Annotated in this window: 15 protein-coding genes; 11 read left to right on the top strand and 4 right to left on the bottom strand. The window is 36.6% G+C overall.

The window, feature by feature from the left end:
• The first annotated feature begins 85 nt into the window (after window positions 1–85).
• On the top strand, window positions 86–1,051 hold the full coding sequence (locus P0Y62_13885; GenBank protein ID WEK68931.1) for a T9SS type A sorting domain-containing protein: 966 nt from the start codon (window positions 86–88) through the stop codon (window positions 1,049–1,051).
• A 184-nt stretch (window positions 1,052–1,235) separates the two neighbouring features.
• Window positions 1,236–2,771 (top strand): YifB family Mg chelatase-like AAA ATPase, encoded by a 1,536-nt coding sequence (locus P0Y62_13890; protein WEK68932.1) that lies wholly within the window; start codon window positions 1,236–1,238, stop codon window positions 2,769–2,771.
• Here the strand turns inward: P0Y62_13890 and P0Y62_13895 are convergent.
• Window positions 2,768–3,244: a YdeI/OmpD-associated family protein gene (locus tag P0Y62_13895; protein ID WEK68933.1), complete on the bottom strand. Its 477-nt coding sequence runs from the start codon at window positions 3,242–3,244 to the stop codon at window positions 2,768–2,770. The genes P0Y62_13890 and P0Y62_13895 overlap by 4 nt on opposite strands.
• Window positions 3,245–3,326: 82 nt before the next feature.
• Complete coding sequence (locus tag P0Y62_13900) at window positions 3,327–5,534, bottom strand: S46 family peptidase (protein WEK68934.1); 2,208 nt, start codon at window positions 5,532–5,534, stop codon at window positions 3,327–3,329.
• An 86-nt stretch (window positions 5,535–5,620) separates the two neighbouring features.
• Here P0Y62_13900 and P0Y62_13905 point away from each other — a divergent pair, with 86 nt between their 5' ends.
• The 7 genes from P0Y62_13905 (at window position 5,621) to P0Y62_13935 (ending at window position 11,682) form a co-directional block, all read left to right on the top strand.
• The gene (locus P0Y62_13905) at window positions 5,621–6,076 is read left to right on the top strand and encodes an META domain-containing protein (protein WEK68935.1); all 456 of its coding nucleotides are present in this window, start codon (window positions 5,621–5,623) and stop codon (window positions 6,074–6,076) included.
• Window positions 6,077–6,323: 247 nt separating this feature from the next.
• Window positions 6,324–7,547: a GTPase HflX gene (hflX, locus tag P0Y62_13910; GenBank protein WEK68936.1), complete on the top strand. Its 1,224-nt coding sequence runs from the start codon at window positions 6,324–6,326 to the stop codon at window positions 7,545–7,547.
• Complete coding sequence (locus tag P0Y62_13915; GenBank protein ID WEK68937.1) at window positions 7,547–8,173, top strand: DUF4919 domain-containing protein; 627 nt, start codon at window positions 7,547–7,549, stop codon at window positions 8,171–8,173. Before hflX ends, P0Y62_13915 begins: the two co-directional genes overlap by 1 nt.
• 23 nt (window positions 8,174–8,196) lie before the next feature.
• Complete coding sequence (locus tag P0Y62_13920; protein ID WEK68938.1) at window positions 8,197–9,483, top strand: sodium:proton antiporter; 1,287 nt, start codon at window positions 8,197–8,199, stop codon at window positions 9,481–9,483.
• Between the two features lie 14 nt (window positions 9,484–9,497).
• Entirely contained in the window at window positions 9,498–10,217 is a 720-nt protein-coding gene (locus tag P0Y62_13925) for a DNA alkylation repair protein (GenBank protein ID WEK68939.1), read from the top strand.
• Window positions 10,217–10,546 (top strand): DUF6122 family protein, encoded by a 330-nt coding sequence (locus tag P0Y62_13930; GenBank protein ID WEK68940.1) that lies wholly within the window; start codon window positions 10,217–10,219, stop codon window positions 10,544–10,546. The genes P0Y62_13925 and P0Y62_13930 overlap by 1 nt, the downstream gene beginning before the upstream one ends.
• 65 nt (window positions 10,547–10,611) lie before the next feature.
• Window positions 10,612–11,682 carry an ionic transporter y4hA gene (locus P0Y62_13935; GenBank protein ID WEK68941.1) on the top strand — a complete coding sequence of 357 codons (1,071 nt, stop codon included), beginning with the start codon at window positions 10,612–10,614 and terminating at the stop codon, window positions 11,680–11,682.
• A gap of 5 nt (window positions 11,683–11,687) precedes the next feature.
• Here P0Y62_13935 and P0Y62_13940 read toward each other — a convergent pair whose 3' ends face one another.
• Window positions 11,688–12,068, bottom strand: coding sequence for a group III truncated hemoglobin (locus P0Y62_13940; GenBank protein ID WEK68942.1), 381 nt, complete (start codon window positions 12,066–12,068; stop codon window positions 11,688–11,690).
• Window positions 12,069–12,207: 139 nt separating this feature from the next.
• Here P0Y62_13940 and P0Y62_13945 point away from each other — a divergent pair, with 139 nt between their 5' ends.
• Together P0Y62_13945 and P0Y62_13950 are read left to right on the top strand one after the other, a co-directional pair.
• Window positions 12,208–13,176 (top strand): ion channel, encoded by a 969-nt coding sequence (locus P0Y62_13945; protein ID WEK68943.1) that lies wholly within the window; start codon window positions 12,208–12,210, stop codon window positions 13,174–13,176.
• A gap of 2 nt (window positions 13,177–13,178) precedes the next feature.
• On the top strand, window positions 13,179–13,667 hold the full coding sequence (locus P0Y62_13950) for a YkgJ family cysteine cluster protein (protein ID WEK68944.1): 489 nt from the start codon (window positions 13,179–13,181) through the stop codon (window positions 13,665–13,667).
• Window positions 13,668–13,784: 117 nt separating this feature from the next.
• Here P0Y62_13950 and gdhA read toward each other — a convergent pair whose 3' ends face one another.
• Window positions 13,785–15,143 carry an NADP-specific glutamate dehydrogenase gene (gene gdhA, locus P0Y62_13955; protein WEK68945.1) on the bottom strand — a complete coding sequence of 453 codons (1,359 nt, stop codon included), beginning with the start codon at window positions 15,141–15,143 and terminating at the stop codon, window positions 13,785–13,787.
• Window positions 15,144–15,299: the final 156 nt, after the last annotated feature.

The raw sequence follows: 15,299 nt of genomic DNA on the forward strand, positions 1-15,299 counted from the left end.
GAAGAACTATAAAAGTATAGCTCCTAAAGAATTGCGTCTAATTTTTATGGGAAAATATTGATGAAACTCATTAAATATTATATATATGAAATTAAAATTAATCTTTTTAACAGTACTGTTTTCCTGTTTTTTTAATGTAAAATCGCAGCAATGTACACCGACTATTACAAGTCCGAGATTGGGAACCTTGTTTCAAGATAAAGTTGTGTTTTGTACAACGGAAACCGAAACATTATCGACCACTCAAACCTATGGAAGTTATCAATGGTATAAGCAGATGTGGGATTGGCAAACACCTAATCCAAATCCTTGGATAGCGATTCCCGGAGCGACCTCACAATCTTTGGTGATCAATGGATCTGCAGATATGCTTTACTATTTTAAAGTACAAGTTTCAGGAAATGATTGTTCAGCAGAAAGTGATCCGATCTTAGCGGATGGATATGCTTATGGTCTGCCATTCCTGATGGCCAATTTTACACCCGGAACTTACGAAGAAATTGCACCCGGAGAATATAACGTTTGTTCGGGAGCATCAGTGGTTTTTGAGAATGGATTTCCTGCTGTGTATGGTCTCCATACATGGTTTAAATGTGTTCCAGGAAGCAATCCTCCATCACCTACAGATCCGTGCATTATTAACGGGGCTACAGGAGATTCATATACTGCAACGACATCCGGGAAATATGGGTTTTACGCCTGTACGGAATATTGTCCGGATATGTGTGAAATGCTAAGTGATGCGGCATTTATACAGCTTAATTTCGGAAGTTGGAGTTTCTGTAATTTAGGAACTGGAGAGATAAAACCTAAAGAAAATAATTTGAGTATTTATCCTAACCCGGCCACTCAGTTTTTATATATAGGAAAAGAATCGGAAAAATATACTGAAGTTTCCATTATAGATATGTCCGGAAGACTGGTATTGCAAAAAAAAGATCACAACTACACGCAGGCTATTGATGTGAATGCTTTATCTGCGGGAACTTATATGGTTGTTTCTAAAAGTATGGCAGGAAAAACATACAAAAATAAGTTTATCAAAAAATAAAATCTCTGAGCTTAGAGAATGGTTTTTTCAAATAGTTAGTTGGAGGCGGTACAAAAATTTGTGCCGCTTTATTGTTGAATGCTGCTGAGAATAAAATAGTTAAATCTTCAGTAGTGTTCAAAAAATAATTTGAATCATATGATAAATCGGTAAAATATTTTTACATTTACATTAAAACACAAACATGCTGATTAAAATTTATGGAAGCGCAATTCATGGAGTTGCAGCTCAAACTATTACCATTGAGGTAAATGTAGATACAGGTGGAATAGGCTATCATTTGGTTGGTCTTGCCGATAATGCCATTAAAGAAAGCACCTATAGAATTTCGGCTGCTTTAAAAAATGTAGGCTACAAAATCCCCGGAAAAAAGATTACCATTAATATGGCTCCTGCAGATCTTCGTAAAGAAGGTTCTGCTTACGATCTCAGTATTGCTATCGGAATTTTAGCCGCGTCTGATCAGATTCTTGCCGAAAACATTCAGGATTATATTATTATGGGAGAGTTATCTCTGGATGGCAGTTTGCAGCCTATAAAAGGAGTGTTGCCTATAGCGATCCAGGCACGAGAAGAAGGCTTTAAAGGAATCATACTTCCCAAACAAAATACACGTGAAGCAGCCATTGTAAATAATCTGGATGTATATGGTGTGGAAAATATAAAAGAAGTCATTGATTTTTTTAATGAAGGAAAAATTTTGGAAAAAACAGTTTTAGATACCCGAAAAGAATTTCAGGACAAAATCAATCTGTTCCCATTTGATTTTTCAGAAGTAAAAGGGCAGGAAGCGGCTAAAAGAGCGATGGAAGTTGCCGCAGCAGGAGGACATAATATTATTTTAATTGGTCCTCCCGGAAGTGGTAAAACCATGCTGGCTAAAAGAGTTCCCAGTATTTTGCCTCCTTTAACCTTGAAAGAAGCGCTGGAAACAACTAAAATACATTCCGTGGCGGGAAAAATGGGTGCAGAAACTTCATTGATGACAGTACGCCCGTTTCGGTCACCTCATCATACAATTTCGGACGTTGCTTTGGTCGGAGGCGGAAGTTATCCGCAGCCGGGAGAAATTTCGCTGGCTCATAACGGAGTTCTATTTTTAGATGAAATGCCCGAATTTAAACGCACGGTCCTGGAAGTCATGAGGCAGCCGTTGGAAGATCGGGAAGTAACGATTTCGAGAGCTAGATTTACGGTAAACTATCCTTCGAGTTTTATGCTTGTTGCTTCGATGAATCCCAGTCCGAGCGGTTTTTTTCCTGATGATCCCAATAATACGTCTTCCGTTTTTGAAATGCAGCGGTATATGAATAAGCTTTCAGGGCCATTGTTGGATAGAATTGATATTCATATTGAAGTACAGAAAGTTGAGTTTGAACAACTGGCGGAAAAAAGGAAAGGTGAAAAAAGTGAAGAGATAAGAAAAAGAGTGCTTAAAGCACGCGAAATTCAGAATGAACGGTATAAAGAGTTGCCGATAAGCTATAATGCTCAAATGGGTTCTAAAGAATTGGAACATTTTTGTGAGCTGGATGAGGTTTCGTTCGGCTTAATAAAAATGGCGATGGAAAAATTAAATCTTTCAGCAAGAGCATACGACAGAATTTTGAAAGTAGCCAGAACCATTGCTGATCTTGAGGTATCGGAAAATATTCTTTCCCATCATATTTCCGAAGCGATACAGTATAGAAGTCTTGATCGTGAGTTTTGGAAGGTTTAAACGCCTTTTTTGCCTTCCAAAATCATCTGAATCATTTTTATCTTTCTGTTTTCCCTTGTTTCAGGTTTTTTGGCTTCTTCAATCCAGCGTATGTATTCTTTTCTGTGGGTATAGCTCATTTTGTCGAAGATCGTTTTAGCTTCCTGGTTTTCATTAAAAATCGAGGAGATGTCATCGGCTATTTCAACCGTTCGTACTTCTTTATCTTCCCTTAAAGAAACAGATACACTGTCGCCAAATGTTTTGTTTAACTGTTTTCTGATCTCTTGGGTTAAGCCTAAAATATGACAGTCGGATTTCATTTTTACCAGACTTCCGCGATATTCTACTTTGTCATCAAAAAGAGCTTTTATTTTTACCTGTCCTTTTTTGTTAAACAGTTCTGCTGTAGAAAAAGGAAATTCTACAAAAGCGGCGTTCATTTCTCCGTTTTGCTGAATAATGGCATTGAATTCCACGGTCTGATTTTCCATCTGAAGTTTTTAAAGTTTAATTCAAAAATAAGAAAACCGTGAAACATACATTTCACGGTTTTTAAATTATAATCAAAAAAGATTATTTTTTCTTAGTTTTTTTAGGAAGACTTGTTGTTCCTGAGTTTTTTGTTTTTGTATCTGCAGGTGTATTTTCGTCTCTTACAAGTTTTAGCTCGTCAACCAATCTTCTTGCTCCGGCATATTTGTCGATTGTCCAAAGAACAAAACGAACGTCTACGTTGATTGTTTTTTGCCATTCCGGTTCAAAAACGATATCTCCGCTTAATGCTTCACTGTTTCCGTCAAAAGCAATACCGATAAGGTTTCCGTCTCCATCAATTACCGGAGAACCAGAGTTACCTCCCGTAATATCATTGTTTGAAAGGAAGTTTACAGGCATATATCCTTTAGCATCTGCATATTGTCCGAAGTCTTTTAGGTTATAAAGGTCGATCACTCTTTGCGGAAGATCAAACTCTTCATCTCCTTTTTTGTATTTACCTACCAAACCGGTCATATCAGTATAATAGTTATCAGTTATCCCGAAGTAGTTTCTGTCTGTTCTGATTGGTAATTTATCTACGGTTCCGTAAGTCAATCTCATCGTAGAGTTAGCGTCCGGATAGAATTTCTTTCCTGGCATAGCTTTCATAAGACCTGCTAAGAATAGACGATTGTTTTTAGCGAAATTATCATCTACTTTAGAATAGCTTTCAGCTACCAGTTTTTGGTCTGCCACAACACCGTTTGCGATTTTCCAAAGTTGATCTGCATCAAGTTTCAACGCATCAGGATTCAAAATGAAGTTGGTTGCCGATGTTTTGTTAGCAAAAATAGAAGAATAAGCTACATTAGAAAGGTTTTTAGCATCCAATCCTAAGATAGTAGCAGAAGCTACATTTTTATTCGTTACTCTTGCTTGGTAAAGAGCTACCATAGAGCTTAGCATTTCTCCTTCCAAAGAAGGGTTGAAGTTTTCATAAGCAGCTTTGATCGCAGCCTCTGTTTTTGCTTTCATGGCAAGTCTTCCTGCCATATCCTGAGCAGCATATGCTTTAAGTACACTTCCTACCTGTAAAGCTAAACTGATGTATTTAGCATTTCTTGTAAGCTGTGTAGCGTAGTTTCTTTCAACATTTCTGTCTGAAACCTGCTTGTAATAAGCGTCGATATCTTCTAAAATTCCGTCGTAGTCTTCGTTTCCAGCCTGCATAGACCAAACTTTGTACGTTTTCTCGATATTTTGCTTATCAGAGATTGTTCCGTTTTTGTCAACAGCGTCTATAGTTCCCTGTCTGTTTTTCCAGTAGTTTGCCACAGAAGCATATTGAGAAGCATAATTCAGCTGAGTTGCTTTATCTTTATCCATATACTTCTTCATAACATCCATTGCCAGTTTAGAAGCTTCTACCCAAGCCGGATAATCTTTATTTACCATTTGCTGGATCCCGTAAGATGTTAAATAACGGTTGGTTCTTCCAGGATATCCTAAAATCATAGAGAAATCACCAGGTTTTACTCCTTTAAGAGAAACCGGTAAGAAATGTTTAGGCTTTAAAGGAACGTTGTTTGGAGAAAACTCAGCAGGGTTTCCCGCAGCATCTGCATATACTCTGAAAACAGTGAAGTCAGCAGTATGTCTTGGCCATTCCCAGTTATCAGTATCTCCACCAAATTTTCCTAATGCTGAAGGTGGTGCACCTACTAATCTGATATCTTTATAATCTTGGTATACGAAATAATAGAATTCATTTCCGTTGAAGAAATCTTTTACGACTACCGTATATTTTCCGTTTTCAGAGTTTTCAGACTGAATTGCTTTTGTTTCAGCATCAATAACAGCTTTCCTCTCTGCTCCCGTCATTTTATTGTTTAGCTTAGAATTGATTCTTTGTGTAGCATCATCCATTCTAACTAAAAATCTAACATATAGATCTTTTGCATTAAATTCGTCTTTCTGTTTCATCGCCCAGAAACCATTTTTTAAATAGTCTTTTTCCGGAGTAGAAGCAGCGGCAACAGCGCCATAACCACAATGGTGATTCGTAAAAATAAGACCTTTATCAGAAACAATCTCTCCTGTACAGAAACCACCAAAACTTACGATAGCATCTTTTAAACTGGAGTTATTAACTGAGTAAATTTCTTCCGGAGTCAAATGCAAACCTTCTTTTTGCATGTCAACACCATTAAGTCTTTTGATGAGCATTAAGAGCCACATCCCCTCATCGGCCCTCATTTGAGCAAAACTCAATAAGAAAGTGAATAGTAGAAGTATTCTTTTCATTTTATAAAATAATTTTTGTGTCGCTAATTTACTAATTTTTACGATATTCTGTCCCGGATTGGTATGAAAATGGGAGGAGGCTTCCTATGAAAAAAATATTATTTTCGGTTTTACCTGTTTTATTTTTAGGGATATTGTTGAATTGTACTTCTGTAACTAAGGAAAATACACAGATGAACACTCGGAATTATCAGATTCAGAGAGAATGGATGTTGGTTTCTTTTGGACGTTTTACTAAATCTGATTTGGTAAGTTATAGAGCTAAAATTGATTTAACCGGAAAATCGGAAAAAGGAAAAATTAAAGCTATGGCATTTATGGGATGTAACAATATTTCATTCTCTTCCGAATTTAAAAACAATGGGAATTTAAAAATAAAAGGATTGATCTCTACCATGAAAGCATGTCAGAATATGGAATTAGAGAGTGAGTTTCAGAAGAAATTTGAATCCATGACAAAATATAAAGTGGAGGGTCATTTTCTCACACTATCGGATGATAAAGGGAATACGATGAAATTTGTAGCATCAGACTGGGATTAATCAACTGGAAAATATGAAACAGGAATAATCTGTCATTACCATTGATAATTAGGATTTAACCCTGGTTTTTAAAAGATTTAAACCTTCAGATATCATTTAAGCTGACAAAATAAATTGGTGACTTTTCCATGGACCAATAATATTCTGATTTTAAATTCGTGTAAAGAATGAAGACTTCAAAGATTCATTTTGTTTTTTTTCTTAAAAAATGGTAACTTGTAAATCTCATAAACATAGATAGAATTTAATGCTAGAAAAGAAAGAACATAATTACGAAAAAGCAGTTTTGGTAGGAGTGGTTACTCAGCATCAGGATGAAGAAAAACTACAGGAATATATGGATGAGCTGGAGTTTTTGGCCTATACTGCAGGAGGAACGGTAGACAGACGCTTCACCCAAAAATTAACACAGCCCGATTCCAAAACTTTCATTGGAAGTGGAAAAGCTCAGGAAATAAAAGAATACGTAAAAGAAAACGCAATAGGAACGGTAATCTTTGATGACGAATTGTCTCCTTCGCAGCTTAAGAACCTGGAAAGAGAAATTGAAGTCAAAATTTTAGACAGAACTAATCTTATTCTTGATATTTTTGCTCAAAGGGCACAAACTTCTTATGCAAGAACCCAGGTTGAACTGGCGCAATATCAGTATCTTTTGCCTCGACTGACCAGAATGTGGACTCACTTGGAACGTCAGAAAGGAGGTATCGGGATGAGAGGTCCCGGTGAAACAGAAATTGAAACCGACAGACGTATCATTAGAGACCGAATCTCATTGCTGAAAGAGAAACTGAAAACAATAGACAAGCAGATGGCAACCCAGCGAAACAATCGTGGAAAGGTTGTGCGTGCTGCTTTGGTTGGATATACCAACGTGGGAAAATCCACTTTAATGAATGCTTTGTCTAAATCTGAGGTTTTTGCTGAAAATAAATTGTTTGCAACGCTCGATACTACCGTAAGAAAAGTGGTGATCGGAAATTTACCGTTTTTGTTAACGGATACAGTAGGATTTATCAGAAAATTGCCTACCCAGCTTGTAGAATCATTCAAATCAACATTGGATGAGGTAAGAGAAGCGGATCTGTTGATTCATGTGGTAGATATTTCTCACGAAAGCTTTGAAGATCATATAGAATCTGTCAATCAAACGTTAATGGAGATCAATGCTCATCAGAAGCCGATGATTATGGTTTTCAATAAAATTGATGATTTCAGCTATGAGAAGAAAGATGAAGATGATCTTACTCCTTCAACCAAAAAGAATATTTCTCTGGATGAATGGAGGAACACCTGGATGGCAAAATCAAAATATCCTACGGTTTTTATTTCGGCTTTAACGAAAGAAAACTTCCCGGAAATGAAAAAGATGATCTATGATGAGGTGATGAAAATTCACATCTCAAGATTCCCTTACAACGATTTCCTTTTTGAGTATTTTGATAATGATGAGGAAGAAAACCAACCTTAATGAAATATATTTTTCTCCTTTACTGCTTTCTCTTTTCGGTTTCTGGGTTTAGTCAGAAATCGAAAATTGATTTTAAAAATATTGAGAAAAATAGTAAAGATCCCAAGTCTCCTTACAATTACGAAAAACTTATATTCAAATTCCAAGGACTGCCAAAATCTACAGACAGTATAGAAGCACAATATCTTTATTATGGAAGAAATTTCAGAGATATTATTTCGACGGAAGATGAAAGATTTAAAAGTCTGGCGGAAGCTTTTAAAAATAAGGATTGGGAAAACAGTATCAGCTTAGGAAAAACGCTTTATTATAAAGATCCTACTAATCTGGATGTACTTTTGATTTTGCTTCGTTCTTATGATGCAAAGCAGGATGCGAACAATTTTGTTTATCATTTGAGCCAATTCAGGCTGTTGGCAGACGCGATGAAAAATTCGGGAGATGGAAAGACTGAAAAAACCGCATACAATGTCAACACTATTGGAGATGAATATATTTTGTTGAACATGCTGAATATCGGTCCGGATTATACGAGAACCTCAAAAGAAGTAAAAGACGGAATGCTTGATCTCTGGGAGAAGGATGACAATAAAATATATATCAAAGTCCTGCATTTGGGCAATTAACATTAAAAAATAAAAACCGCTTAGTGGAGTTATATTATTCATTTTCAGCTTTAATCGTTTTAGCATCAATATTTGCATACCTTAATTACCGTTTTCTTAAACTTCCAAGTACTATTGGGATCATGGTAATCGCCATTGTAGTATCTATTATATTGGTTTTTTTCGGAGAAAACTTTCTTCCGAGAACATTCGGACATCTTAATAATCTGATGAACAGCATTGATTTCACGGAAGTTCTGATGGGAGCTATGCTTAATTTCCTTCTTTTTGCAGGAGGAATCCATATTAACATCAATGACCTGAAAGAACAACTGCGGCCTGTTGTCATATTTTCCACGGCAGGAGTGGTGATTTCTACTTTTATTGTTGGTTTTGGAATGTTCTATCTGTTGCCTTTGGTGGGATTACAAATGCCCTTCATCTATTGTCTCGTTTTTGGAGCGCTGATTTCTCCTACGGATCCTGTGGCGGTTTTAAGTGTTTTGAAGCAGGCCAATGTTTCTAAATCCTTAGAAACAAAAGTTGCGGGAGAATCACTTTTTAATGATGGTATGGCAGTCGTTGTTTTTACCGTTGTACTGCAATTGGCGGTTGGAAAAGAAGTGGATTTGGGAATTGAGAATATAGGACTTTTACTCATGAAAGAAGCCGGAGGAGGATTGTTATTGGGAGTTTTGCTAGGTTGGGTAACGTCCAGGCTGATGAGAGAGGTTGATGATTATATTATTTCCGTTTTGGTAACACTTTCTGTGGTAATGGGAGGGTATCTTATTGCCAGACAGATGCATATTTCAGGACCTTTGACGATGGTTGCAGCGGGATTATTCATGGGGAATTTTAATGTGAAATTTAAAATGAAGTCTATAACTCAGGATTATCTGATCAAGTTTTGGGAGCTTATCGATGAAATTCTGAACGCGGTATTGTTCCTGTTTATTGGTTTTGAGCTCTTAATGATCAAAGATCTGAAACACTTTATGATCCCGGGATTGTTGGCTATTGTTGTTGTTTTGATTGCAAGATTTATTTCCATCTGGGGACCAACGAAATTTATGTCTTTAAGAACCCGATTCAGTCCGCAAACCGTAAAAGTATTGGTTTGGGGCGGAATTCGTGGTGGCGTTTCCATTGCTTTGGCGATGTCTATTCCCAAAAGTGAATACAGCGAAATTATTTTAAGTATTACTTATTGTGTAGTTGTTTTCTCTATTATTGTTCAGGGACTTACCATTGCAAAAGTAGCGAATCCGAAAAAGATAGAGTCTGAAGAAAAAGAACAGGAAAGTATTGCTTTAGATGAATCTCATTAATGTATTGCAAATAAATGAGTAATATGCTAAAAGAAATAGAAGAAGCTCTTGCTGTTTTATCCATTCCTGAAAAAGCAGTTTTTTTTCCTAAATTTTTCAAGACAGGAAAAGGTGAGTATGGTGAAGGAGATCTGTTTTTAGGAGTAAAAGTCCCGGACCAACGATCGATTGCGAAGGAATATTACGCTAAAATTTCATTACAGGATTTAAGTACATTACTTTCATCAAAATATCATGAACATCGATTGACTGCTTTGTTTATGTTGATTTCTAAATTTGAAAAAACGAAAGATAAAGCTGTAAAAGAGGAAATCATTGAGTTTTACTTAAACCATTTGAAGCATATCAATAATTGGGACCTTGTGGATTCAAGCTGTTATAAAATTCTCGGCAGATATGCTTTTGAAAATCAGAAGGAAGATTTATTAAGAAAGCTTGCTGCTTCCGAAGAAATATGGCATAAAAGAATTGCAGTTGTCGGAACAATGCATTACGTAAAAAAAGGAGAATATGAGCTTACAAAAGAATTTGTAACTCTGAATTTAAAACATTCCCACGATCTGATGCATAAAGCAAACGGCTGGTTGTTGAGAGAAATGGGACAGAAAAATGAACATGAGTTGCTCAGCTATCTCAATCAATATTATAAAGAAATGCCAAGAACATGTCTTCGATATGCGATTGAAAAGCTGGATGAAGATTTGAGGCAAGATTATCTAAAAGGCAGAATCTGATGGATTGTTTCTTTTGGAAAACGTTAACCCATTATTTCCTGCACCTGATTTTTCCGGGGATCATTGCCTTTGTTTTCTATCGTAAAGACTGGAAAAAAGTATATCTTATTCTGTTGACTACGATGCTTGTAGACCTGGATCATTTATTGGCAGATCCTATTTTCGATCCGAACAGAGGAAGCATTGGTTTTCATTTTCTGCATTCTTATTATGCGATTGCAGTGTATTTTCTGATGCTGTTTTTTAAAGGAAACATAAGAATTATTGGCATTGGTCTTCTGATTCATATGCTGACCGATTTTCAGGATTTTCATTGCTGGTGTCATTAAAACTCCATTATATTTTTATTTCGGTATTTCAAAATCTGCTGTTTTTTTGTAATTTGTAGACACTTATGAAACTAAAAGAATTATTACATTACACCTATATATTTCCCATTTTGGCAGTCGGATATTATTTTTCCGGTTTGTTGGGCAATGGAACAATCTATGACATGATAGGGGGTGCTTTGCTTATCGGGAGCGTTCTTTCTGCGGTGCATCATGCGGAAGTAGTTGCGCATAAAGTCGGAGAACCTTTTGGGACCATTATTTTAGCACTGTGTATTACGATCATTGAAGTGGCTTTAATTATCTCATTAATGGTTGCCGGAGGAGATCAGGCGATTACCTTGGCAAGAGATACGGTTTTTGCTGCCGTAATGCTTATTCTGAACGGTATTCTGGGGATTTGTATCCTAGTAGGAGGAGTGAAGTATTATGAACAGTTTTTTGCCAGAACTTCTGCTACGACTTATCTTGTGAGTATTGTTTCTATTCTTGTTCTTACATTGGTACTGCCTAATTTTACTTCAACTGTTAACGGACCGTTTTATAATGAAGCACAACTCGCTTTTGTTTCTGTGGCTTGTTTGGTTATTTATGGAGTCTTTTTAATGGTGCAAACGGTAAGGCACAGAAGTTATTTTATCATTCCCGAAGAACATCCTGAAGGGCATTATATTCCTTCGTTAGCTAAAACCCTGGTCAGTTTTGTATTTCTTGTGATCTGTTTGGCTATTGTAGTGATGATGGCGAAAGGTTTATCTTCATCTATTGAAAGCATGGTGCAGGGTTTAGGAGCTCCGAAATCTTTGGTGGGGGTTATTATTGCTGCCGTTGTTTTACTTCCTGAAGGGGTAGCTGCAATCAGGGCTGCAAAAAGTAATCAGATTCAGTCGAGTTTAAACCTGGCTTTAGGTTCTGCATTGGCAAGTATTGGATTAACGATTCCTGCGGTTTCTGTCGTTTGTATTACGTATGATATTCCGCTGGTATTGGGACTAGACAAAAAAGATATTATTTTACTGTCTCTGTCAGTATTTATAGTGATGCTGTCTCTAAGTAGAGGAAAAACCAATATTCTCTACGGTACAGTTTTGCTGGTAAATCTTGCAGCATATATTTTTACGGTAATCGTGCCTTAATTGTATTAAAGTCTTCTCGCTAGTTCCATTTTAAAAGCCATCAATTTGGCTATATTTTGTGCCTTATAAATTGCTAAATCGGCATTTTCTCCCGCGAAGTTTTCTTCAATACTCTGCGTCCATAAACTAAGCCATTGCTCGAAATGCTCCTGCTCCATGGCTTTGATCTCATTGACAGGAAAGTGTGCTCCCATCGGATTGCCTTTATAGGTCATTTGTCCGAAAAGAATGGATTCCCAGAACGAATACATTTTAGGAAGATGCTTATCCCAGTCTACTTTTGTGATGTCCGTGAAAAATGATGCAATCTTCTCATCTTTAATTACTTTCGCATAAAAGGAATTGACAAGCTGTTCAATATCTTCCCGGGTTTCCAATTTTTTCATAGGTCAAATTTAGTTTAAAATCAATTTATAAATTCATGCGGTAAGTTGATAAATTTCATGAAAACAATATTTTATCTTTGCGGTGTAGAAGGAGGCGTTTTTTAATGAAGCTGTCGATAAATAAAATTAAATAAAAACAATGGCAAGAGGATTCAGACAAAAAATTCGCCAGAAAAATACGGAGAATAGTGGTTTCGGGAACAATGCTTCCGGAAGGTTCATCAACAAAGACGGCTTTCCCAATGTCAAAAGGAGAGGAGTGAATGTTTTCAATAAGCTCAGTTGGTATCATACCATGCTGAACCTGTCTACATTCCGGTTCTTGTCTTATTTGGTAATTGCATATATACTTGTAAATCTCTGTTTTGCATTTATATATTACATGATCGGAGTAGAGCACCTTACAGGAATTGACAAGAGTGATCCTCTTAATGAATTTATTGATGTGTTTTTCTTCAGCTCCCAGACTTTTACGACGGTTGGCTACGGAAGAATTGCGCCGGTTGGTTTTTTGGCAAGTTTAGTGGCTACTTTTGAAGCGTTTCTAGGATTGCTTACCTTTGCCATCGCAACAGGGTTATTTTATGGGAGATTTTCAAGACCTAGGGCATATTTAAGATTTTCAGATAACGCTGTTATTGCCCCTTTTCAGGATACGACCGCTTTGATGTTCAGACTTGCTCCTTACAAGAATAATGCTCTATCGGATGCGGATGTAATTGTCTCAACGGCAATAGAAGTTATTGAAAATGGTGTTCCCAAAAGTAATTTTTACAGGTTAGAGATCCAGTTGAGCAAGATCAATACGTTGGCATTGAACTGGACAATCGTCCACAAAATTGATGAAAATTCCCCGTTTTATGGTTTTACGGAGGAGGATTTTAAAAATACGGATATTGAGATTATTATTCAGGTAAGGGCTTTCGACGAAGTCTTTTCCAATACAGTGGTGCAGAGGACTTCTTATGTTTCGGAGGAAATCATTTTTGGAGCTAAATTCGTCCCGATGTATTCTCCAAGTAAAGACAACCTGTCAACGATTCTCGATCTGGATAAAATTAATGAATATCAAAAAACAGAACTTCCTTCTATAATGGAGGTACAATAATAATGGACTTGGATTTTTATAAAAAACAGGCAATACAAAAGCAGAAAGAGCATAAAAAATTCTTAGACGGACTAAAGAAAAAACCGCCTAAGAATCTTGACTATATCGTTCAGGACACCCATGATGAAGTTTTTGAGAAAATAGACTGTCTACAATGTGCGAATTGTTGCAAAACAACAGGACCTTTGTATACTGAAAAGGATATTGAACGTATTTCCAAACATCTTCGGATGAAAATTGCTGATTTTGAGGCTAAATTTTTAAGGGTGGATGAAGATAATGATAAAGTACTTCAGAATCTTCCCTGCTTTTTTCTGAATGATGACAATACCTGTTCTATCTATGAGGTGAGGCCAAAAGCGTGCAGGGAATATCCTCATACAGACCGAAAAAAGATCTACCAGATCAATAATCTAATGCTGAAAAATACAATTATTTGTCCTGCAGCTTACGAATTTGTGGAAAGCATGATGAAAAATATAAAGCCATAAATAAAAAAGCGTTGAATTAATCAACGCTTTCTCCTTTCACTTTTTACTTTTTTCCCATTTATAATCCCGGGAACAGGTTATATTAAAAAAGGTCGGGAATAATCCCAACCTTATATTTTATACCACTCCTTGAGCTAACATTGCTTCTGCAACTTTCACGAATCCGGCGATATTGGCACCTTTTACGTAGTTTACATAGCCATCTTCCTCTTTTCCGTAGTCTCTGCAAGCTTTGTGGATTCCGATCATGATCTCTTTCAGTCTTGCATCTACTTCTTCAGATGTCCAGTTAAGACGGATTGAGTTTTGTGTCATTTCAAGACCGGAAGTAGCAACACCACCTGCATTCGAAGCTTTTCCTGGAGAGAACAATACTTTGTTGTCTAAGAAATAGTTAATAGCATCAAGAGTTGAAGGCATATTGGCTGCTTCAGTTACACAAACGCATCCGTTTCCTACCAATACTTTAGCATCTTCCAGATCCAGTTCGTTCTGAGTAGCAGAAGGGATGGCAACATCACACTTCACTTCCCAAGGACGTTTTCCGGCATAGAATTGTGCGGATGGATATTTTTTAGCATAATCTTCGGCTCTGTTGTTTCCTGAAGATCTTAATTCTAATAAATAGTCGATTTTTTCTCCGTCGATACCATCTTTGTCGTAGATATATCCGTCTGGTCCGGAAATCGTTACCACTTTTCCTCCTAATTCAGATACTTTTTTGATAACTCCCCAAGCTACGTTTCCGAAACCTGAAACCGTTACGATTTTATTTTTGAAATCCTGACCGATCGTTTTAAGCATTTGCTCAGCAAAGTATACAACTCCGTATCCTGTAGCTTCAGGACGGATCAATGAACCTCCGTAAGCAAGACCTTTTCCTGTAAGAACTCCTGTAAATTCGTTTCTGATCTTTTTGTACTGCCCGAATAAATATCCGATTTCTCTGGCTCCAACACCGATGTCTCCTGCAGGAACGTCGGTTTCCGGACCGATATGTTTGCACATTTCCGTCATGAAAGCCTGGCAAAAACGCATTACCTCCATATCAGATTTCCCTTGTGGATCGAAGTCTGAACCTCCTTTACCCCCACCCATTGGAAGGGTAGTTAAAGAGTTTTTAAATACCTGCTCGAAAGCTAAGAATTTAAGAACTGAAAGGTTTACAGTCGGGTGAAAACGGATCCCTCCTTTGTATGGTCCAATCGCAGAGTTCATTTGAATTCTGAATCCTCTGTTTACCTGAATTTCACCTTTATCATCAACCCATGGAACTCTGAAAATGATTACTCTTTCAGCTTCAGCCATTCTCTCAAGCAGCTTCATCCCTGTATATTCCTTCTTGGTCATAATAAACGGAATTACAGTTACAGCAACTTCTTTTACAGCTTGTAAAAATTCTGGTTCATTAGGGTTTTTTGCCTCAATCTTAGCAATAAACTCTTGGATTTTCTGGTCAATATTATATTGTTCCATATATTAAGGTTGAATATTATTGCCAACAAATTTAATTTTTTTTTCAAGATTCACAATACCATGTTTGAAGATTGTTAAAAATTTAATAATAATGTGTCGAAATATTATTAAAATGATAATTTGTGTTTAAATTTTATTAAAAATTAAATGTTATGT

The organism is Candidatus Chryseobacterium colombiense (assembly GCA_029203185.1).
GTDB classification, from domain to species: Bacteria; Bacteroidota; Bacteroidia; order Flavobacteriales; family Weeksellaceae; genus Chryseobacterium; species Chryseobacterium colombiense.